General features: G+C 70.8%; 15 protein-coding genes. 6 read left to right on the forward strand and 9 right to left on the reverse strand.

The annotated features are described in order from the left end of the window. Window positions 1-62: 62 nt before the first annotated feature. Together ITJ66_RS13000 and ITJ66_RS13005 are read left to right on the forward strand one after the other, a co-directional pair. The gene (locus ITJ66_RS13000; protein ID WP_194644888.1) at window positions 63-2,012 is read left to right on the forward strand and encodes a hypothetical protein; all 1,950 of its coding nucleotides are present in this window, start codon (window positions 63-65) and stop codon (window positions 2,010-2,012) included. Between the two features lie 88 nt (window positions 2,013-2,100). Then, complete coding sequence (locus ITJ66_RS13005) at window positions 2,101-3,096, forward strand: DNA-3-methyladenine glycosylase (RefSeq protein ID WP_228501920.1); 996 nt, start codon at window positions 2,101-2,103, stop codon at window positions 3,094-3,096. Between the two features lie 29 nt (window positions 3,097-3,125). On the opposite strand, the gene ITJ66_RS13010 is transcribed toward ITJ66_RS13005, so the two are convergent. Beyond that, the gene (locus ITJ66_RS13010) at window positions 3,126-4,913 is read right to left on the reverse strand and encodes an NAD(P)/FAD-dependent oxidoreductase (protein ID WP_194644889.1); all 1,788 of its coding nucleotides are present in this window, start codon (window positions 4,911-4,913) and stop codon (window positions 3,126-3,128) included. 240 nt (window positions 4,914-5,153) lie between these two features. On the opposite strand from ITJ66_RS13010, the gene ITJ66_RS13015 reads away from it, so the two are divergent. Beyond that, window positions 5,154-8,915 carry a bifunctional proline dehydrogenase/L-glutamate gamma-semialdehyde dehydrogenase gene (locus ITJ66_RS13015; RefSeq protein WP_194644890.1) on the forward strand — a complete coding sequence of 1,254 codons (3,762 nt, stop codon included), beginning with the start codon at window positions 5,154-5,156 and terminating at the stop codon, window positions 8,913-8,915. A 60-nt stretch (window positions 8,916-8,975) separates the two neighbouring features. Here ITJ66_RS13015 and ITJ66_RS13020 read toward each other — a convergent pair whose 3' ends face one another. Together ITJ66_RS13020 and ITJ66_RS13025 are read right to left on the reverse strand one after the other, a co-directional pair. Next, entirely contained in the window at window positions 8,976-9,326 is a 351-nt protein-coding gene (locus tag ITJ66_RS13020; protein WP_194644891.1) for a GntR family transcriptional regulator, read from the reverse strand. Between the two features lie 88 nt (window positions 9,327-9,414). Next, window positions 9,415-9,852, reverse strand: a complete 438-nt coding sequence (locus ITJ66_RS13025; protein ID WP_079706386.1) for an Lrp/AsnC family transcriptional regulator — start codon at window positions 9,850-9,852, stop codon at window positions 9,415-9,417. 162 nt (window positions 9,853-10,014) lie between these two features. Here ITJ66_RS13025 and ddaH point away from each other — a divergent pair, with 162 nt between their 5' ends. The 3 genes from ddaH to ITJ66_RS13040 all read left to right on the forward strand — a co-directional run bounded on the left by ddaH (window position 10,015) and on the right by ITJ66_RS13040 (window position 12,153). Beyond that, the gene (ddaH, locus tag ITJ66_RS13030; RefSeq protein ID WP_370582652.1) at window positions 10,015-10,896 is read left to right on the forward strand and encodes a dimethylargininase; all 882 of its coding nucleotides are present in this window, start codon (window positions 10,015-10,017) and stop codon (window positions 10,894-10,896) included. Window positions 10,897-11,046: 150 nt separating this feature from the next. Further along, complete coding sequence (locus tag ITJ66_RS13035; protein WP_064294883.1) at window positions 11,047-11,280, forward strand: hypothetical protein; 234 nt, start codon at window positions 11,047-11,049, stop codon at window positions 11,278-11,280. Between the two features lie 114 nt (window positions 11,281-11,394). Beyond that, window positions 11,395-12,153, forward strand: coding sequence for a polyprenol monophosphomannose synthase (locus ITJ66_RS13040; RefSeq protein ID WP_194644893.1), 759 nt, complete (start codon window positions 11,395-11,397; stop codon window positions 12,151-12,153). Window positions 12,154-12,184: 31 nt separating this feature from the next. On the opposite strand, the gene ITJ66_RS13045 is transcribed toward ITJ66_RS13040, so the two are convergent. The 6 genes from ITJ66_RS13045 to ITJ66_RS13070 form a co-directional block, all read right to left on the reverse strand. Continuing rightward, entirely contained in the window at window positions 12,185-12,853 is a 669-nt protein-coding gene (locus ITJ66_RS13045) for an NAD(P)-binding oxidoreductase (protein WP_192019097.1), read from the reverse strand. A gap of 141 nt (window positions 12,854-12,994) precedes the next feature. Next, complete coding sequence (locus ITJ66_RS13050) at window positions 12,995-14,335, reverse strand: alpha-hydroxy acid oxidase (RefSeq protein ID WP_192019098.1); 1,341 nt, start codon at window positions 14,333-14,335, stop codon at window positions 12,995-12,997. Next, window positions 14,328-15,164 carry a FadR/GntR family transcriptional regulator gene (locus ITJ66_RS13055; protein WP_137244198.1) on the reverse strand — a complete coding sequence of 279 codons (837 nt, stop codon included), beginning with the start codon at window positions 15,162-15,164 and terminating at the stop codon, window positions 14,328-14,330. The genes ITJ66_RS13050 and ITJ66_RS13055 overlap by 8 nt, the downstream gene beginning before the upstream one ends. Window positions 15,165-15,285: 121 nt before the next feature. Continuing rightward, window positions 15,286-16,218 (reverse strand): 2-hydroxyacid dehydrogenase, encoded by a 933-nt coding sequence (locus tag ITJ66_RS13060; RefSeq protein WP_194644895.1) that lies wholly within the window; start codon window positions 16,216-16,218, stop codon window positions 15,286-15,288. A gap of 9 nt (window positions 16,219-16,227) precedes the next feature. Further along, a complete protein-coding gene (locus ITJ66_RS13065; RefSeq protein ID WP_194644896.1) occupies window positions 16,228-17,691 on the reverse strand; it encodes a rhamnulokinase family protein in 1,464 nt (487 codons plus the stop codon). Further along, entirely contained in the window at window positions 17,688-19,727 is a 2,040-nt protein-coding gene (locus ITJ66_RS13070) for a bifunctional aldolase/short-chain dehydrogenase (RefSeq protein WP_194644897.1), read from the reverse strand. The genes ITJ66_RS13065 and ITJ66_RS13070 overlap by 4 nt, the downstream gene beginning before the upstream one ends. Window positions 19,728-19,781 lie beyond the last annotated feature (54 nt).

Here is a 19,781-nt window from a genome sequence, read left to right on the forward strand (position 1 = left end):
CCGGTGCGTCCGGACGTCCCTCCCTCGGGTCGTCTCGGGCGCACCCTTGCGAAAGGTCGCCCATGAAACTCCCCATCCCCATCGCCATCGTCAGTCTGCTCGGCATGACGGTGAGTCTGCTCACCGGTCCGGCCGCCCGGGCCACCGAGCCGGCGCCTGACACGACCCCGGCGGTGTCCTCGGTCGAGGGCAGGTTCGTCGGCCAGGCGTTCCCCTCCGGCTCGGACGCCTTCTTTGCGGTCGGTGGCTCGACGGACGTCCTGAACCCGGCCAGGGTGACGCTGCACGCCACGCTCGACCAGGCGCTCGCCGCATCCGGCCGCTGGACGTTCCCGTCGGTGGACGCGTCCGGTCCGGTCACGACCACGGTCGGAGGCGTCACGAGGTGCCTCCAGCCTGATCCGTCGCAGGCCTACAAGTACGTGTACCCGGCGGTCTGCACCGGCTCGACCGCGCAGCAATGGGGCTGGGAGGTCTTCGCGAACGACCGTGTCAGCGGATACGGCCTCGTCTCGAACGGCGGAGCAGGCGGCTTCCTTCGTCAGTTCGACGGCAGGCTGGCCGTGGGCGGGTTCGGCTCGGTCGTGGACGCCGACCGGGTCACCCCGGAGGGACTCGATCCCGTCCCCGTCGCCATCCCGGTCACCCTCGAAGCGCCGACGCCCGGTTCCGTCGTCCGGGAGCCACGTCCCGTGTTCAGCGGGCGAGGCACGCCCGATGCGGTCGTCGAGGTCCTCGACTCGTCCGGCGGACCACTCGCCACGGCGACCGTCACCGCAGAGGGCACCTGGTCTGCCGTTCCGACCCGCGATCTCGCGCCCGGAGCGCAGTCCGGCACCGTTCGTCAACGCTCTGACGACTCGACCGCGAACTGGTCGCTGACCTACCGCGTCGTCACAGCGGTGACGGTCCGAACGCCCGCACTCGACGCCACGGTGGACGATCCGCGTCCGGTGTTCTCCGGTCTCGGAGAACCGGGCGCGCGGGTGACCGTCCTCGATGACACGACGGGTGTGACACTGGTCGACGTCGAGGTGGACGGAAGCGGCGCCTGGAGTCAGCAGTCACTCCGGACGCTCGAGCCGCGCGCGTACACCGCGACCGCGACGCAGGTCTTCGGGGAACAGCGCACCACGGCACCGCTCCGGTTCACCTATCGGGAGCCCACGCCCGAGCCGGGCCCGGTCGAGGACGTCACCCTGCTTTCGCCCGCCATCGGGGAGACCGTCGAGACCGCAGACCCGGTGTTCAGCGGTCGTGGAGAGCCGGGCGCGACCATCCGGGTGATCGGTGCCTGGGGTACGGAGATCGCTGCAGCCGAGGTCGGAGACGACCATCGCTGGGCGGCGCCGATCAACAAGAGCCTGACCCCCGGTCGGTACAGCGGCGGCTCGGTGCGCCAGGAGATCGACGGGGTGGAGCAGTCTCGCGCGCCGTACGACTTCACCGTGGCCGCCCACGCGGTCGTCGCACCGCTTGTCGTGGAGTCGCCCGCGAGCGGTGGCGTCATCTCCTCGTCGGTGCCCGTGTTCAGCGGCACGGCACAGCCCGGTGCGAGGCTCGAGATCTGGAGCGCCTGGGGCGATCTCGTCGGCACCACCGAGGCCGTCGCTGCGAGTGGACGCTGGACGATCAGCTGGAACAAGTCGCTGCTCCCCGCCCGGTACGCGGGTGGCACCGTCCGACAGATCATCGGCGGCGTCGAGACGCACCGCTCCGTCTACGACTTCACCGTCGCATCCGTCCTCAGGGTGACGTCGCCGAGGATCGGCGACACCCTCACCGGTACGCGGCCCGTGTTCACCGGCACGGCGACACCGCTGGCCGACATCGAGATCATCGGAGCCTGGGGCACCCGACTCGGGACGACGAAGGCCGACTCCTCGGGCTCGTGGACCGTCGAATGGAGTCGGGACTACCTCCCGGGCCGCTACCAGGGCGGACGCGTCGAGCAACGCGTGAACGGAACGTTCATCGATCAGGCCGGGTATGACTTCCGCCTGGTGCGATAGCGGATCGGCGGCGGTCGGGGCGTCCTCGCGATCCTCAGCCGCCGTCGGCGTCGCCGGATGTCGGTGGTCACCACGTAGGGTGACCACCATGTCCGCCACCACATCGTTCGCCGCTCCATCGCTGTCGTCCGTCGAGGCCGCGCTGCAGCCGACCGGACCGGTGTCGCACGCGTCGGATCCGATACGGACGGTGTACCGGCCGAGTGGTCCACTCGACGTCCACAGCACCCTGCGCCTCATCGCCCGGGGAGGCGACGGCCCCTGTTACCGCCGTACGCCTGGCGGGGTCTGGCTGACGGCGCGCACCCCACAGGGCGGCGCGACCCTGTACGTCTCGACGGTCCGCGACGGCGAGGTCGAGGCGACCGCCTGGGGTCCGGGAGCCGAGTGGATGATCGCCGGCGTGCCGGAGCTGCTCGGGCGCGACGACGACTGGGCGGAACTCGACGTGAGCCGGAGCCCGCTGCTCACCGAGGTGTCCCGGCGGAACCCGGGACTGCGGTTGAGCCGCAACCGGCTCGTGTTCGAGATGCTCGTGCCGTCGATCCTCGAGCAGAAGGTGACCGCACTCGAAGCGTGGCGTGCGTGGCGCCTGCTCGTGCGCCGACATGGCGATGTCGCTCCTGGTCCAGCCCCGGAGGGCATGGTCGTCGCGCCGTCCGCCGAGACCTGGCGGATGATCCCGAGCTGGGAGTGGCATACGGCGGGTGTCGGGCCGCAGCGCTCGGAGACGGTCGTGCGGTCGTCGCGACTCGCCTCCGCGATCGAGCGGACGATCGACGAGCACCCCGATGACGCGTCACGGCGCCTCCAGAGTCTGCCGGGCATCGGCGTGTGGACGGCCGCCGAGGTGACGCTCCGAGCGCACGGTGACCCCGACGCCGTGAGTGTCGGTGACTACCACCTCGCGGCCTCGGTGGGGCAGGCGCTCACCGGCTCACCCGTGGACGACGACGGCATGCTCGAACTGCTCGCTCCCTGGGCGGGTCACCGGCAGCGGGTGCTGCGGCTCATCGGTCGGAGCGGCATCCACAAGCCGCGTCGTGGCCCGAAGATCACCATCCAGGACCACCGTCACCACTGAGCGCGTCAGCGCGTTCTCCGGCGTGCGGGTCAGGCGTCCAGGACGGCCATCGCGGCGTTGTGCCCGCCGAGTCCGCTGACCGCGCCACCGCGTCGGGCCCCGGCGCCGCAGAGGAGGACGCGCGGGTGCGCCGTCGCGACGCCCCACCGCTCGGCCGCCGTCGTCCGTGGGGCGTCGTCCTCCAGGAACGGCCACGACAGCGGGCCGTGGAAGATGTTCCCGCCCGGCATCGCCAGGGAGCGCTCGAGGTCGAGCGTCGTCCGCGTCTCGATGCAGGGCCGCCCCTCGGCGTCGAGCAGCAGCAGATCCTCGATGGGCTCCGCGATCACCGAGTCCAACGATCGCAGTACCGCGGCCTGCAGCGCGTCACGGAAGGCGTCGTGGCCGCCGGGGACCGCGTCCGCAGCGACCGCGAGCCGATGCGGCACATGGAGGCCGAACACGGTGAGCGTCTGCGCCCCCGAGGCCTGCAGCTCCGGCGAGAGGATGCTGGGGTCGCTCAGCGTGTGGCAATAGATCTCGCACGGCAGCGGGTCGGGGATCCGGCCGGCTTCCGCCTCGAGGTAGGCGTGCTCCAGCTGCGCCCAGCCCTCGTTGATGTGGAAGGTGCCGCCGAACGCCGCCGCAGGATCGACGGCCGGGTCGAGGAGTTTGGGGAGTCTCCGCAGCAACAGGTTCACCTTCACTTGGGCGCCCTCGGGATGCGGGACACCGTCCTCCGGCGCTGGCGCCGTGCAGAGGATCGCGTCGGCATCACTCCACTGCACCGGCGTCCCCCGCGCTGCCGACCACGCGGCGTACGCGGCCGCGGCCGCCCGTTGCTCCGCCGCCGGGTCGAGCAGGCGCTCCAGCACAGCCGGAGCCGCACCCGACAGGATCCACTCGCCGCGGACGACGACCCCGGGGCGAGGCCGGAACCGGTCCAGCGTCGACATCGGTTCGGTCGCCTCGAGCTCCGCTTCCGCGGCGAGGTCCACGTACGCGACGAGCCCGTGCTCCGGTTGGATGGAGGTCACCTCGGCGAGCGTCCGGATCTCAGCACCGGCCTCCTCGGCCGCGTGTCGCAGCGCGTCCGTGACCGCGCCCATGCCGCCGACCGGGACGTCCCAGTCGCCGGTCCCGCCGCCGATCAGGTGGTAGAGGAAGCAGATGTTCTGCTGCAAGGTCGGGTCGTCGGCGCGGGCGAAGGTGCCGATGAGCGCATCCGTGAAGACGACACCGCGGACGAGGTCGGAACGCGCGGCGTCCTCGATGGCACGGCCGATCGGCTCATCGAACACCGCCGACCAGATCGACGCGACCTCCCCAGCCGGCACCCCGAGGTCCGCGGCGGCGGCGATCGCCGCGTCACGCGCATCGGAACGGCTGCGGAGCGGCTCGAGCACGGTCGGCCAGAGCACCGAGGCCAGGTGACCGATCCGACGGTGCAGTTCTGCGATGCCCGCGGCGTCCTCCGGATGCCCGATGGACGCGAACGACGCAACGGTGGCGTCGTCGTCACGGTTGTCGATCAGGAGACCCGTGCCGGGGTTCGCGGGGTCGGGCGTGTAGGACGAGAAGCGGCGCCGGACGAGCCGGACGTCGAGCCCGAGCTCGTCGATGATCCGCTGGGGCAGCAGGCTGACGAGGTACGAGTACCGGGACAGACGTGCGTCCACGCCGGGGAACGGACGTTCCGAGACGGCTGCTCCACCCGTATGGTCGAGGCGTTCGAGGAGCAGGACGCGCTTGCCCGCGCGTGCGAGGTAGGCGGCGGCGGTGAGGCCGTTGTGCCCGCCGCCGACGATGACGGCGTCGTACTGCTCGACGGATTGCATGACCACACCCTATTCGCAGGCGCACTTCGACAGGCTCAGTGACCGGGGAGGGGTCTCAGCGATGTGGTGCACCGGTCCCTGAGCTTGTCGAAGGGCCGCGGCCGGGGCGGGGTCTCCGCGACATGGCCCACCGGTCCCTGAGCTTGTCGAAGGGCGGCGACCGACCGGGGTGCTCAGCCACCAGGCGTGTACTCGCGAGCCTCAGCGGGGATCGGCGGATCGGAGCATAGGCTGAGCAGCATGGCGAACGTTGCGAACGAGGGTCCCACCGAACCGGTCGGACTCGCGGATCGTGCGATCGCCCTCGCGTCGAAATGGGTCGACGAAGGGGCGGAAGCTCCGACCGATCCCGCCGCCGAGCGGCTCGCCGGCGTGCTGCGCGATCCCAACGGTCTCGAATTCACCGTCGGGTTCGTCGACGGCGTCATGCGCCCGGAGGACCCGCTCGTCGCCGGGAACGCTCTCGCCGCTCTCGCCGGTCGGACGCCGCGGTTCCTGCCCTGGTACGAGCAGGCCGCCGTCCGCACGGGTGGTCTGGTCGGTCCGGTCCTGCCCTGGGTAGTCGTCCCCGCCGCGCGCCGCGTCCTCCGGGGCATGGTCGGCCACCTCATCGTCGACAGCCGTCCTCGTGAGCTCGGCAACGCGATCGCGAAACTGCGCGCCGACGGTTCCCGACTCAACCTGAACCTCCTCGGGGAGGCCGTCCTCGGCGAGGGCGAGGCGGCGAAACGGCTCGCCGGCACCCGCGAGCTCCTGCAGCGCCCCGACGTCGACTACGTGTCCATCAAGGTCTCGTCGATCGCCAGCCAACTCTCCATGTGGTCGTTCGAGCAGGTCGTCGACCGCATCGTCCGGCGCCTCGTGCCGCTCTACGAGGAGGGGCTCGCGACCGGCACCTTCATCAACCTCGACATGGAGGAGTACCGCGACCTCGACCTCACCATCGCGGTCTTCACCCGACTCCTCGACCAGCCGCAGCTGCTGCAGTACCAGGCCGGCATCGTCATCCAGGCCTACCTGCCCGACGCCCTCGAGGCGATGATGCAGCTCACCGCCTGGTCGAAGCAGCGCGTGGCCGCCGGTGGCGCGCCCATCAAGGTGCGGCTCGTGAAGGGCGCGAACCTCGCGATGGAGCGGGTCGACGCGGCGATCCACGGCTGGCCGCTCGCGACGACCGGATCGAAGCGCGAGACCGACACCAACTACAAACGGGTGCTCGACTGGGCGCTCACGCCGGCGCACGCGGACGTCGTGCGGGTCGGGGTCGCCGGGCACAACCTCTTCGACATCGCCTACGCGTGGCTCCTCGCGGGCGACCGCGGTGTGCGTGAGCGGGTGGACTTCGAGATGCTGCTGGGGATGGCGACCGGTCAGGTCGAGGCCATCAAGCGGGACGTCGGGACGGTGCTGCTGTACACGCCTGTCGTGAACCCGAAGGAGTTCGACGTCGCGATCTCCTATCTCGTCCGCCGTCTGGAGGAGAACGCCAGCGAGGAGAACTTCATGTCGGCGGTGTTCGAGCTCGCCGAGAAGCCGACCCTGTTCGCGCGCGAGCGACGTCGGTTCCTCGCGTCGGTCGACGCCCTCGGAGAGACCGCCGGGCAGGTGCCGACCCCCAACCGGACGCAGGACCGCGCCGCGGAGGCCCCGGAGACACCGGTGCCCGACAACGACGGGGACGACCGCTTCCGCGATCCCGCACAGGCGCCCGACGCGGGACTCACGCAGCAGGTCCTCGGGCTGGAACGCGGATCGAGCGGCGGCGAGGACCGCTTCCACGCCGATCCGTCCTCCGCGTACGTCGAGACGGCGGTCTTCTCCCGTTCGGAGCGTGGTGGTGTCGTCGACGGCGCCCCAGGCTTCGAGAACACCGCCGACACCGACCCCTCGCTCGCGGCGAACCGGGCGTGGGGAGCGTCGATCCTGGCGCGCGTCCCGCAGTCGACCCTCGGTGGCTCCGCGGTCGCGGCCGCAGCCATCGACGACCCACGCGTCCTCGAACGCACGATCACGATGGTCCGCGCCGCCGGTGAGCGATGGGGAGCCCGACCCGCTGCCGAACGGGCCGCCGTCCTGCACGCTGCAGCTCGGGTCCTCGCCTCCCGTCGGGCGGACCTCATCGAGGTCATGGCGAGCGAGACCGGCAAGACGATCGCCGAGGCCGATCCCGAGGTGAGTGAGGCGGTCGACTTCGCGCACTACTACGCGGCCAACGCACCCCTGCTCGAGAGCGTGCACGGCGCGAGCTTCGTCCCCTCCGCGCTCACGGTCGTGACGCCGCCCTGGAACTTCCCCGTCGCCATCCCGGCCGGAGGCGTCCTCGCGGCGCTCGCCGCCGGCAGTGGTGTGATCATCAAGCCCGCTCCACAGGCCAAGCGGTGCGCAGCGGTGGTCGTCGAGGCGCTCTGGGACGCCGGGGTGCCGCGCGACCTCCTCGTGCTCGCCGACGTGGCGGAGGGCGACCTCGGTCGTCGGCTCGTCTCCCACCCGGCCGTCGACCGGGTGATCCTGACCGGTTCCTTCGAGACGGCGCAGCTGTTCCGTGGGTGGCGTGCCGACCTGCCGCTGCTGGCGGAGACGAGCGGGAAGAACGCGATCATCGTCACGCCGAGTGCCGACCTCGACCTCGCCGTCGCCGACATCGTGAAGAGCGCCTTCGGGCACGCCGGGCAGAAGTGCTCCGCCGCGTCGCTCGTGATCCTCGTCGGCTCGGTGGCACGATCCGACCGCTTCCTGCGGCAGCTCGAGGACGCCGTCCGCTCGCTCCGGGTCGGCTGGCCGTCCGATGCGCGGACGCAGATGGGGCCGATCGTCGAGCCGGCGGGGGAGAAGCTCCTCGCCGGGTTCACCGAGCTGCGCCTCGGCGAGAAGTGGCTCGTCGAGCCGAAGCTGCTCGACGACTCCTCGGTCAACTTCGGCCAGCCGAGCGAGCGCCTCTGGTCGCCGGGGGTCCGCACCGGTGTCCAGCCGGGCTCGCCCTTCCACGTGACCGAGTACTTCGGGCCGGTCCTCGGTGTCATGCAGGCCGCGAACCTCACCGAGGCGATCGCCCTGCAGAACGCGACCCCCTACGGACTGACCGCGGGCCTGCACACCCTCGACCCGGTCGATCTCGGGGAATGGCTCGACACCGTCGAGGCGGGCAACCTGTACGTCAACCGGGGCATCACCGGTGCGATCGTGCAGCGCCAGCCCTTCGGCGGGTGGAAGCGTTCGTCGGTCGGGACCGGCACGAAGGCCGGTGGCCCCAACTACCTGTTCGGGCTCGGCGAGTGGCGACCGGATCCGGGATCGGCGAGCCGCAGCCTGCACCTCCGCGGGCTCGACACCCGCATCGTGAAGCTCATCGAGGCGGCCCAGCCGTCGCTCACCTACGAAGCCTTCGACGTGCTGCGACGGTCGGCGCTCAGTGACGCGATCGCGTGGGGGAACGAGTTCGGCGAGGTGAAGGACGTCTCGCAGCTCGGCGTGGAACGGAACCTCCTGCGCTACCGGCCGGTTCCGGTCGCGGTGCGGGTCGCATCGGGGGCCGACCTGGGCGATGCGCTGCGGGTGCTCATCGCCGCGGTGCGGTCGCGGTCACGGTTCACCGTCAGTCTCGGCGGGCGGTTGCCGCGCGAGGTCCGCGACTGGCTGTCCGAGCTGAGCATCCCCGTCTCGCTGGAGACCGACGAGCAGTGGCTGACCCGGATGGCGGCCCGCGGGTCGATCGACACGGGCGAGCTGGGCCAGGAGCCGCCGGTCGCGACCCGGGTACGGATCGTCGGTCCGCGTCCCGAGACGGTCGCGGAAGCGGAACCCGGAACGGAGGCCTCCGAGCCTGAGCCGCTCGCGAAGCGACTCGCTGAGGCGCTCGGCGGCGATCCCGAGATCGCGATCTGGGGTGGGCCGGTCACCCAGGCCGGACGGGTGGAGCTGCTGCCGTTCCTCCGCGAACAGGCGATCTCGATCACCGCGCACCGGTTCGGCAACCCCGATCCGTGGTCCCAGAGCGTCATCTGAGTCGGGCCGGTCTCGAAGTTCCTTCCCCGGTCCCTGAGCTTGTCGAAGGGCGAAACGACGTCAGGCGCGGAGCGCGGCCTCCACGAGCGCGACGGCGTCGTCCGGCGAGACGCCGAGGTCCCGGATGCGATCCGCGTACGCCGCCGCTGCCAGCTGCGCCTGCTGGTCGATCGCGTCGCCGTGCGCTGACACGAACGTCCCTGCGCGCCCCCGGGTCTCGATGACCCCGTCGGTCTCGAGCAGCCGGTACGCCTTGGCGACGGTGTTCGGTGCGATCCCCAGCTCGTCGGCCAGCCCGCGCACCGTCGGGAGCTTCGCCCCGGTCGCCAGCCGTCCATCGCGGACGGCCTCGATCACCTGCGTCCGCAATTGCTCGAACACACTGGTCCCCGTCTGAATCGTCCACTCCATCCGCCCATCCTGCCCGCGAACGGTCACGAATGGTGACTTCGGACGAGCCGCACTGTGCTGTGGTGACCGTTCGCGGGCCGGGGAGGGGTCAGTCGATGTGGCGGTGGATGAGGCGGGTGAGGACGATCGCGCTGCGGGTGTGGTCGACGTTGGGGGCGATCCGCACCTTCTCCAGGGCGTCCTCGAGGGCTGGGATGTTCCGGGCCCGCATGTGCACGATGGCGTCGGCGCTCCCGGTGACGGTGCCGGCATCGACGACCTCCGGGACGCCCGACAGGATCCGCAGCAGCTCGTTGGGAGACACGGTGCCGCGGCAGAAGAGTTCGACGTAGGCTTCTGTCTGCATGCCGTCGACCGTGGGGTCGACCTGGATCGTGAACGACTGGATGACCCCGTCGGCGACGAGGCGGTCGACGCGTCGCTTCACCGCTGAGGCCGACAAGCCCACGACCGTGCCGATGTCGCCGTAGCCGGCGCGTGAGTTCTGTCGGAGCAGGTCGATGATGCCGCGGTCGAGGTTGTCCATGAGACCCAGTGTAAGCGCAATCATTGCGCGAAAAGCTGCCACTTCGCAGCATTCCTGCGCCATACTCCGTGAAAACGCTGCGAATCGCATGCAATGATGAACGTGGCGTGCCCCCGGGCCCCTGGACCTCGTCCGCCGACCCTCGCTCGTTTGGAGGCCGACGTGTCATCGACGCTCAACCACCCCACCCCCACCACGCAGGACGCCACGACCGGCACCCGCGTCCCGAACCGCCGCCGGTATCTCATGTGCCGGCCGGACCGCTTCACCGTCAGCTACCGGATCAACCCCTGGATGAACCCGGACGACCCGACCGACACCTCGCTCGCGGTGTCGCAGTGGGAACAGCTGCACCAGGCCTACCTCGATCTCGGCCACCGGATCGACCTCATCGACCCGCTCGACGGCCTGCCGGACATGGTGTTCGCGGCGAACGGGGGCTTCACGCTCGACGGCATCGCCTACGGGGCGAAGTTCACCTACGAGGAGCGCATCCCCGAGGGGCCGGCCTACATGGAGTGGTTCGAGGCGAACGGCTTCCGCGTCGAGCGCCCCGAGTTCGTGAACGAGGGCGAGGGCGACATCATGCTCGTCGGCGACGCCATCCTCGCCGGGACCGGCTTCCGCACCGATCCCCGCAGCCACGACGAGGTGCGGCGCATCTTCGACCGCGAGGTCGTGACCCTCAACCTCGTGAACCCGAGCTTCTACCACCTCGACACCGCGATCGCCGTGCTCGACCCGGTGGCTCCCGCCGACGGCTCGCCCGCGAACATCGCCTACCTGCCGACCGCGTTCGACGAGGCGAGCAACCGCATCCTCGAGCAGCGCTACCCCGATGCGATCCACGTGAGCACCGAGGACGCAGCCGTCCTCGGCCTCAACTCGATCTCGAACGGTCGCGAGGTCGTCATCGCCGCCCGGGCCGTCGGGTTCGAGCGTCAACTGCGCGAGCGCGGCTACACGCCGATCGGCGTCGACCTGTCCGAGCTGCTCCTCGGCGGCGGCGGCGTGAAGTGCTGCACGCTCGAGCTGCGCGGGTAGCCCTTCGACAAGCTCAGGGACCGGGTGTCCGCTCAGGGACCGGACCGGAGCGGTGCGGTCTCAGGGGCCGGGGTCGGTGTCGAGGGGTTGCGGGTGCCGGTGGGGCGGCGTATACCTGCACTGACCGCTTGAACCTGAGGAAGGGCACCCATGGACGCCGGAGAACGACGTGACCACGAACGCGCCGACGCAGGGCGCTCCGGCACCCTGAGCGATGCGACGGGGTTCTGGGTCGTGATCGCCTTCGCCCTGTTCGCCGGCGGCATGTGGGCATTCGGCGAGGCGTTCCGCACGGACGTCCTGCAGGCCGTCTGGTTCATGGGCGGCATCCTCATGATCGCGCTCGCCATCTTCATCCCGGCGCATTTCGCCAGCAACAACTGACCCCCAGCCGGACGTTCGCCGACCGTTTCCTGAGCGTCCGGCCGTCCGGTCGGAGGCCGCCGATACGGTCCTGTTCAGCGCGCTACGCTGGCTGAGCAGACACGAGGACGGCACATGGATTCCACGGTGGTCATCATTCCCACCTACAACGAACGCGAGAACCTGGAAAGGATCGTCGCGCGCGTCCGTGTCGCTGCACCATCCGTCGAGGTGCTCGTGGTCGACGACAACTCACCCGACGGCACCGGAGCGATCGCCGACCGGCTCGCCGCCGAGGACGACGCGGTACACGTGCTGCACCGCGCCGGCAAGGAAGGGCTCGGCGCCGCCTACAAGGCCGGCTTCGCCTGGGCGCTCGGGCGCGGATTCGGCAACGTGGTCGAGATGGACGCCGACGGATCCCATGCCCCCGAGCAGTTGCCGGCGCTCCTCGCGGCCACCGCGGACGCGGACGTCGTCCTCGGGTCACGCTGGGTCCCGGGCGGCACCGTCGTCAACTGGCCCAAGCATCGCGAGGCCATCTCACGGGTCGGCAGTGCCTACGCCCGGTTCGCGCTCCGGCTCCCCGCCCGCGACGTGACCGGCGGCTACCGCGTGTTCAGTGCTGACGCACTGCGTCGGCTGCAGCTCGACGAGGTCCACAGCCACGGCTACGGCTTCCAGGTCGACATGCTCTGGCACGCGAACCGCGCCGGTCTGCGGATCGTCGAGGTGCCGATCACCTTCACCGAGCGGACGCTCGGGGCCTCCAAGATGACGAGCGGCATCGTCGTCGAAGCGATGCTCCGCGTCACCTGGTGGGGCGTCTGCGAACTGACGGACCGCATCATCGGGCGTCGTCCGGCAGCGTCTCGGGCGGCCGCTGGCTCCTGAGTCGCGGTGGCGCCCGTCGGCGGGCGCACCGTCAGCTGCGGCGCGGCCCCGAGGAGATGACCGGGGCCGAGCCGATGAGGTCCTCGTCGTCGACCGCGTCGACGAGGAACGCGGCGACGTCGCAGCGAGGGATCCGGAGCGAGCTCGGCCAGCTTCCCGGCGGTGACGACACGACCGGGCGTCGGGCGTCGCTGGCAGAGAGCACGGTCGGGTGCACGATGGTCCAGTCGAGCTCCGAGCGGCGGAGGAACGCGTCCGCCTGCTCGTGATCGGCGTAGACGGTGCCGAGCCGGAGGAAGTGCGTCGCCCACCGCAGGCCGGCGGGGACGCTCCGGACCGACTCGCCGGCACCGAGCGCGGAGAGGAGGACGATTCGGCGGAGGCCACGCGAGCGCATCGCATCCGTCACGACCCGCACGGCGTTCGAGATGAGGTCGGGAGGGCTGACCTGGCGCGCCCACGGCCAGTCGGACGAGCCGATGTTGCTGAGGGCGATGATCACGGCCTGCGCGCCACGCATGGCGTCCTCGACGTCCTCACTCCGCAGGGGAGACCCCTGGACCACCGTCAGCCGGTCGCCCGGAACGACGGCGGCGGGGTCGCGGACGAGCGCGGTGACCGAGTGGCCACGGCGGAGTGCCTCGCCGATGATGAGCCGCCCGGTGCGGCCGCTCCCACCGATCACGAGGAGCTGTGCCACCGTCGCCTCCAGATCGTCGAACACCGGCCCGACGGCGCAGGTGCTGCGACCGTCGGGACGGTTCCATCGTTCCCGAAGGGGCGACGGAGGACATCGGGGACAACCCGTGGAGTGCGGCGGTGACCGCGTGCGGTCGAGCGGTCAGGCCTTCGCGGCCGACGGCTTCCGGGCCGGAGCCTTCCGCGCGGCCGGTGCCGCGGGCTTCGCGGCTGCCGGCCGGCCGGCGCTCAGCGACGACTGCTCCGGCATCGGCTGCAGCGTCGTGAACCGTGACAGCTGGGTCACGTGGTGCGGCTGCAGCTCCTCGAGCGACGCGACACCCAGGAGCTTCATCGTGCGCACGATCTCGCCCGAGAGGATCTGGATCGCACGGTCGACGCCCTCGCGCCCACCTGCCATGAGTCCGTACAGGTACGCGCGGCCGATGAAGGTGAAGCGCGCACCGAGCGCGACGGACGCAACGATGTCGGCGCCGTTCATGATGCCGGTGTCGAGGTGCACCTCGGCGTCCTTGCCCACCTCGCGCACGACGCTCGGCAGGAGGTGGAACGGGATCGGCGCGCGGTCGAGCTGGCGGCCGCCGTGGTTGGAGAGCTGGACGGCGTCCGCACCGAGGTCGACGGCGAGCTTCGCATCGGCGACCGACTGGACACCCTTGACGATGAGCTTGCCCTTCCACTGCTCGCGGATGTACTTGACCTCGTCCGGACCGACGGTCGGGTCGAACATCGTGTCGATGAGCGCCGCGACGGTTCCCGACCAGCGGTCGAGGCTCGCGAAGGCCAACGGCTCCGTGGTGAGGAAGTTGATCCACCATGCCGGGCGGGGGAGCGCGTCGACGATGGTCTTCGGGGTGAGCGACGGCGGGATCGTCATGCCGTTGCGGACGTCGCGCAGGCGGGCGCCACCGACGGGGGTGTCGACCGTCACGACGAGGGTGTCGTAGCCGGCCGCTGCCGCGCGGTCGACGAGCGCCATCGACCGCTCGCGCTCACTCCACATGTAGAGCTGGAACCAGTTGCGGCCACCGGGTGCCGCCGCCTTGACGTCCTCGATCGAGGTCGTGCCCATGGTCGACAGGGTGAAGGGGATGCCGGCGGCCGCTGCGGCGGAGGCTCCCGCGCGCTCGCCCTCGGTCTGCATCATGCGGGTGAAACCGGTCGGGGCGATGCCGAAGGGGAACGCGACGCGCTCGCCGAGGACGTCCCAGCCGGTGTCGACGTTCGCGACGTTCTTCAGGACGGCCGGGTGGAACTCGATGTCCTGGAACGCCTGGCGTGCCCGGGCCAGCGAGATCTCGCCCTCGGCGGCGCCGTCGGTGTAGTCGAAGGGCGCCGTCGGCGTGACCTTCTTCGCGATCGTGCGCAGGTCGGCGATGGTCGTCGCGGCCGCCAGGCGGCGCTTCCGGGCGTTGAACTCCGGCTTCTTGAACTGCATGAGCGGCAGGAGGTCGTGGGGCTTGGGGATGCGGCGTTCAACCATGGTCTGTCTCTTCTTTCCGCGAACTGTCGCTTGAGGTGGGTGTCGAGGGGTGCGGACTGTCGTCTTCCGACAGTTCGCGAGCCTGGTAGTAGTTGGTGATGTGGGAGCGGACGGACTGGCGGGCCAGCTCGGCGTCGGCGTGGCGGATCGCCTCCACGATGCCCCGGTGCTCGGCGCGCAGGCGGTCGGCGGTGGCTGACCACGACGCCAGTTGTGGGACACCGGCCAGGACGTAGCGTTCGATGGAGTCACGGAGACCCGACATCGTGGCGACGAGGACCTGGTTGCCCTCCGCCTCGGCGAGCGACAGGTGGAACTGCGCGTCGAGGGCGAGGAACTCGGCCTCCGTGAGGGTGGGCTGGTCCATCGCGTCGAGCAGGGACTCGGGGTGCGTGAGATCGGGGACGGCTGCTTCGGCACGCGACGCCAGACTGTGGACGACCGCGGTCTCGATCACGAGCCTGGTGTCGACCACGTCCTGGACGGCGAAGCCCTGCGCGGCGACCTGGAGCCGCATGAGGGTGGCCATGCCACCGGACGGCGTGGCGACGATGATCGCGCCGGCGGTGGGGCCGGATCCCGTGTGGGTCCGGATGAGTCCGAGGACCTCCAAGACGCGGATCGCCTCGCGGACGCTGGACCGGCCGACACCGAGGTCGATCGCGAGCTGACGTTCGCCGGGCAGGCGGTCGCCGGGGGTGAGGACACCGCTGAGGAGGTCCGACTCGATGCGGGCGAGCACGACCTCCCAGGCCCTGGGCTCCGCCGCTGCGGTGGCGGGCCGCGTCGCCGCGGCCGCTGCCGGCGCGGCCGTCGCTGGTGCGTTCATCGATCCTCCTTCGACACTGCGGTGTGGTCAGACCACAAACCCTACCTCTTGAACCGATTCAACGCGAGCCCCCGCCGCAGATTTTTCTGCGAAGGGAAATCGACGGACCTCGACGCCCGTCTCAGGTGCGGAGGACGATGTTCTCCGGCTCCTCGTCGGCCAACAGGTGTTCGATCTGTCGACGCAGGAGACGCGCCATCCGCGGCAGCATGGCGCTCGTCGCGCCCCCGATGTGCGGGGAGACGAGCACGTTCGGCAGGGACCACAGCGGGTGGTCGGCGGGCAGCGGTTCGGGGTCGGTCACGTCGAGCGCGAGTCGGATGCGACCGCTCGTCGCGTGCTCCACCAGGGCGTCGGTGTCGGCGACGGGGCCGCGGGCGACGTTCACGACGAGGGCGTCGTCGGGCAGTGCCGCCAGGAAGTCGTCTCCGATCAAGCCGCGGGTGCCGTCGGTGAGTGGCACGACGACGATGACGATCTCAGCGTGCGGCAGGAGTCCGGGCAGTTCGTCGATGCCGTGGATCGGCCCCCGCTCGTCCTCCCGCGCGCTCGACGCCACCCGGGTGACCTCGACCTCGAACGGGAGCAGCCGCTCCTCGATGGCCGCTCCGACCCCGCCGTACCCGATGAGGAGCACGCGGCGGTCGGCGAGGCTCGGGCGCTGGCTCTGCAGCCACTCGCCCGTCCGCTCGGCGCGCACGAAGTCCGGGATGCCCCGCTGCGAGGCGAGGACGAGGCCGACCGTGAGCTCCGCCGTCGACGCCTCGTGGACGGTCGCCGCGTTGGCGAGCGTGATGCCCGTGGGGAGGAGGTCCGCGAGGCCGTCGTAGCCGATCGACTGTACTTGGACGAGCTTCGGCGTCACCGCGGCGACGTTCGCGAGCGGCTTGTTCGAGCCGAGGTACACGGGCACGACGAGGTCGATGTGCTCGACCGGCGGTTCGGTGCGCAGATCCCATTCGACGAACTCGACGCCCTCGGGGAGGGGGCCCTGCGACAGCACCTCCTCGCGCAGGTCGGCGGGCAGGCTGACGATGAGTGGAGAACCGGTCATGCTGCGACGCTACCGGCTGACGGTCGTGGAGCCGACAGGCTTGCGCGGCTCGTAGCGGGTCGGCTCGAAGGAACGGGCGACGAGGGCGCGCAGGGTCTCGAGGTCGCCGTCGATGATCCCCACCGCCCTGGCCTGGACCAGGACGTTCCCCAGCGCCGTCGCCTCGACCGGGCCGGCGATGACAGGGATCGCCGCGCGGTCGGATGTCAGCTGGCACAGGAGCGTGTTCTGGGATCCGCCGCCGACGACGTGGATCGCGCGCACCTGCACCCCGGACAACTCGGAAGCCGTGTGGACCGCATCCGCGAACGCCTGGGCCAGGCTCTCGATGATGCACCGGACGAACTCGGCACGGGACTGCGGCACCGCACGCCCGTGCTCGACGAGGAACTCGACGATGCGCGCCGGCAGGTCGCCGGGGGCGAGGAACCGGGGGTCGTTCGCATCGAACACCGAGACCGGTGCGTCGACCGCGGCGGCCTGGGCGATGAGCCCGGGCAGGTCGATCGTTTCGCCACCGCGCTCCCAGGTGCGCACCGACTCGCTCAGGAGCCAGAGCCCCATCACGTTGTGCAGGAAGCGGGTGCGTCCGTCGACGCCGCCCTCGTTCGTGAAGTTCGCCGCTCGACTCGCCTCGGTGAGGACAGGTCGTTCGAGCTCGACCCCGACGAGCCCCCAGGTGCCGCACGAGATGTAGGCGGCATCCGGGGTCGTCATCGGGACGGCGACGACCGCTGAGGCCGTGTCGTGTGAGCCGATGGCGGTGACGGGCGTGGACGACGGCAGGCCGACCTCGGCGGCGACAGCTTCGAGGAGCGTCCCGATGCGATCGCCCGGCTGGACGATGGGCGGGAGGACGGCCGCCGGGATGCCGAGTCGGGTGAGCAGCCCGGCGTCCCACCTGGTCGGTTCGCCGGCGCGGACGAGGCCGGTGGTCGACGCGTTGGTGGCCTCGGCGACACGGGCGCCGGTCAGCCAGTGCGCGATGAGGTCGGGCACCAGGAGCGCGGTGTCGGCGACGTCGAGCATGCCGGCGTCGCGCTCGGTCGCGAGCTGGTAGACGGTGTTGAACGGCAGGAACTGCAGGCCGTTCACGCGGTAGAGGTCGGCGAAGGGGACCGTCCCGTGGACCGCCTCGACACCTGCCGCCGTCCGTTCGTCACGGTAGTGGAACGGTGCGCCGAGGAGGCGCCCCTGCCGGAGGAGGCCGTAGTCGACCGCCCACGAGTCGATGCCGATGCTCGCGAGGTGCGGCTCCTGCTTCGCTGCGCCCGACAGCCCCGCGACGATCGAGCGGTACAACTCGAGGATGTTCCAGTGCAGGCCGTCCGGCGTGCGGACGGGCGTGTTCGGGAACCGTGCGACCGGTACGAGGCGCAGCTCGCCGGGGCCGACGTGGCCGAGCATGACCCGCCCGCTCGTGGCCCCGAGGTCGACCGCCGCGACGGTGCCGCTCCGGCCTGCCGCGCTCATCGCAGGAAGGCTGCGGCCACACCCGCGTCGACGGGGATGTGCAGTCCGGTCGTGTGGCTGAAGTCGCTCGTGCAGATCGCGAAGACCGCGTTCGCGACGTTCTCGGGGACGACCTCGCGCTTGAGGATGGTGCGCTGCGCGTAGAACTTGCCGAGGTCCTGCTCGTCGATGCCGTACGTCTTCGCGCGGTTCGCACCCCAGCCCGAGGCGAAGATGCCGGAGCCGCGGACGACGCCGTCGGGGTTGATGCCGTTCACCTTCACACCGTACTCGCCGAGCTCCGCGGCGAGGAGGCGGACCTGGTGGGCCTGGTCGGCCTTCGTCGCAGAGTAGGCGATGTTGTTCGGGCCGGCGAACACGGAGTTCTTCGACGAGATGTAGACGATGTCGCCGCCGAGCTTCTGGTCGATGAGCACGCGTGCGGCGGCCTTCGAGACGAGGAACGAGCCCTTCGCCATGACGTTGTGCTGGAGGTCCCAGTCGGCCTCGGTGGTCTCGAGGAGCGACTTCGACAGCGAGAGGCCCGCGTTGTTGACGACGAGGTCGAGCCCGCCGAAGGCGAGGACCGTCTCGTCGATCGCGGCCTGGACGGCGGCCTCGTTCGAGACGTCGGCGGCGATGCCGATCGCGACGTCCGTGGTGCCGAGCTCGGCTGCTGCGGCCTGCGCCTTCTCCAGCGAGAGGTCGGCGATCGCGACGACCGCGCCCTCCGCGACGAGACGCGTGGCGATGGCCTTGCCGATGCCGGATGCGGCACCGGTGACGAGCGCGACGCGGGTCGCGAGTGGCTTCGGCGCAGGCTGACGCTGCAGCTTCGCCTCCTCGAGTGCCCAGTACTCGATCGCGAACTTCTCAGCCTCGTCGATCGGCGCGTAGGTGGAGAGCCCCTCGGCCCCGCGCATGACGTTGATGGCGTTGACGTAGAACTCGCCGGCGACGCGGGCGGTCTGCTTGTCCTTGCCGAAGCTGAACATGCCGACGCCCGGGACGAGGACGATGAGTGGGTCGGCCCCGCGGATCGCCGGGCTGTCGGCCGTGGCGTGGCGGTCGTAGTAGGCCTGGTAGTCCTCGCGGTAGGCCTCGTGCAGGGTGCCGAGGCGCTCGATGACCTCCTCGACGCTCGCCGTGGCCGGCAGGTCGACCGTGAGCGGCTTCACCTTGGTGCGGAGGAAGTGGTCGGGGCAGCTCGTGCCCAGTGCGGTGAGGCGCGGGTGCTCCGCCGAGGCCAGGAAGTCGAGGACCTCGGGGCTGTCGGTGAAGTGGCCGACGACGGGGCGGTCGGTGGAGGCGAGCCCGCGGATGGTGGGCGCGAGGGCCGCCGCCTTCGCACGACGCTCGGCGTCGGGGAGGGCTGCGTAGCCGTCGAGCGCCGGACCGAAGGGCTCGGGGCGGGAGTTCGCCTCGATGTAGGCGGCCGCGGTGTCGATGATCCTGAGGGAGTTCGCCTCGGCCTCGTCGGAGGTGTCGCCCCAGGCGGTGATGCCGTGCCCACCGAGGATGGTGCCGACGGCCTGCGGGTTGTCGGCCTTGATGGCGGCGATGTCGAGGCCGAGCTGGAAGCCGGGGCGACGCCATGGGACCCACACGACCTTGTCGCCGAAGATCTTCGCGGTGAGTTCGGGGCCGTCGGCGGCGGTCGCGATGGCGATGCCGGAGTCGGGGTGCAGGTGGTCGACGTGGGCCGCGTCGACGAGGCCGTGCATCGCGGTGTCGATCGATGGGGCCGCGCCACCCTTGCCGTGCAGGGTGTAGTCGAAGGCGGCGACCATCTCGTCCTCGCGGTCGAGGCCGGGGTAGACGTCCTGCAGGGCGCGCATGCGGTCGAGGCGGAGGACCGCGAGACCCTCGGGCTTGAGCGTGCCGAGGTCGCCGCCGGAGCCCTTGACCCAGAGGAGCTCGACCGGCTCGCCCGTGACGGGGTCGATCTCGGTGCCCTTGGCCGAGGTGTTGCCGCCGGCGTAGTTGGTGTTCTTCGGGTCGCTCCCGAGGCGGTTGCTGCGGGCGATGAGCTCTGCAGCGGTTGGGTTCACGGACATTCGCACTCCTTCGTCGGGGCACGTCCGTGCCCGGTGTTCAATCGTGTTAAGTAT

It is taken from the genome of Plantibacter sp. VKM Ac-2885 (genome assembly GCF_015351205.1).
Classification (GTDB): Bacteria; Actinomycetota; Actinomycetes; order Actinomycetales; family Microbacteriaceae; genus Plantibacter; species Plantibacter auratus.

Coding starts and splice junctions, on each gene's coding strand:
- ITJ66_RS13050 (WP_192019098.1), bottom strand. CDS start 14,335: ATGGTTGAACGCCGCATCCCCAAGCCCCACGACCTCCTGCCGCTCATG.
- ITJ66_RS13035 (WP_064294883.1), top strand. CDS start 11,047: ATGGACGCCGGAGAACGACGTGACCACGAACGCGCCGACGCAGGGCGC.
- ITJ66_RS13020 (WP_194644891.1), bottom strand. CDS start 9,326: ATGGAGTGGACGATTCAGACGGGGACCAGTGTGTTCGAGCAATTGCGG.
- ITJ66_RS13055 (WP_137244198.1), bottom strand. CDS start 15,164: ATGAACGCACCAGCGACGGCCGCGCCGGCAGCGGCCGCGGCGACGCGG.
- ITJ66_RS13065 (WP_194644896.1), bottom strand. CDS start 17,691: ATGAGCGCGGCAGGCCGGAGCGGCACCGTCGCGGCGGTCGACCTCGGG.
- ITJ66_RS13000 (WP_194644888.1), top strand. CDS start 63: ATGAAACTCCCCATCCCCATCGCCATCGTCAGTCTGCTCGGCATGACG.
- ITJ66_RS13070 (WP_194644897.1), bottom strand. CDS start 19,727: ATGTCCGTGAACCCAACCGCTGCAGAGCTCATCGCCCGCAGCAACCGC.
- ITJ66_RS13005 (WP_228501920.1), top strand. CDS start 2,101: ATGTCCGCCACCACATCGTTCGCCGCTCCATCGCTGTCGTCCGTCGAG.
- ITJ66_RS13010 (WP_194644889.1), bottom strand. CDS start 4,913: ATGCAATCCGTCGAGCAGTACGACGCCGTCATCGTCGGCGGCGGGCAC.
- ITJ66_RS13015 (WP_194644890.1), top strand. CDS start 5,154: ATGGCGAACGTTGCGAACGAGGGTCCCACCGAACCGGTCGGACTCGCG.
- ITJ66_RS13040 (WP_194644893.1), top strand. CDS start 11,395: ATGGATTCCACGGTGGTCATCATTCCCACCTACAACGAACGCGAGAAC.
- ITJ66_RS13060 (WP_194644895.1), bottom strand. CDS start 16,218: ATGACCGGTTCTCCACTCATCGTCAGCCTGCCCGCCGACCTGCGCGAG.
- ITJ66_RS13025 (WP_079706386.1), bottom strand. CDS start 9,852: ATGGACAACCTCGACCGCGGCATCATCGACCTGCTCCGACAGAACTCA.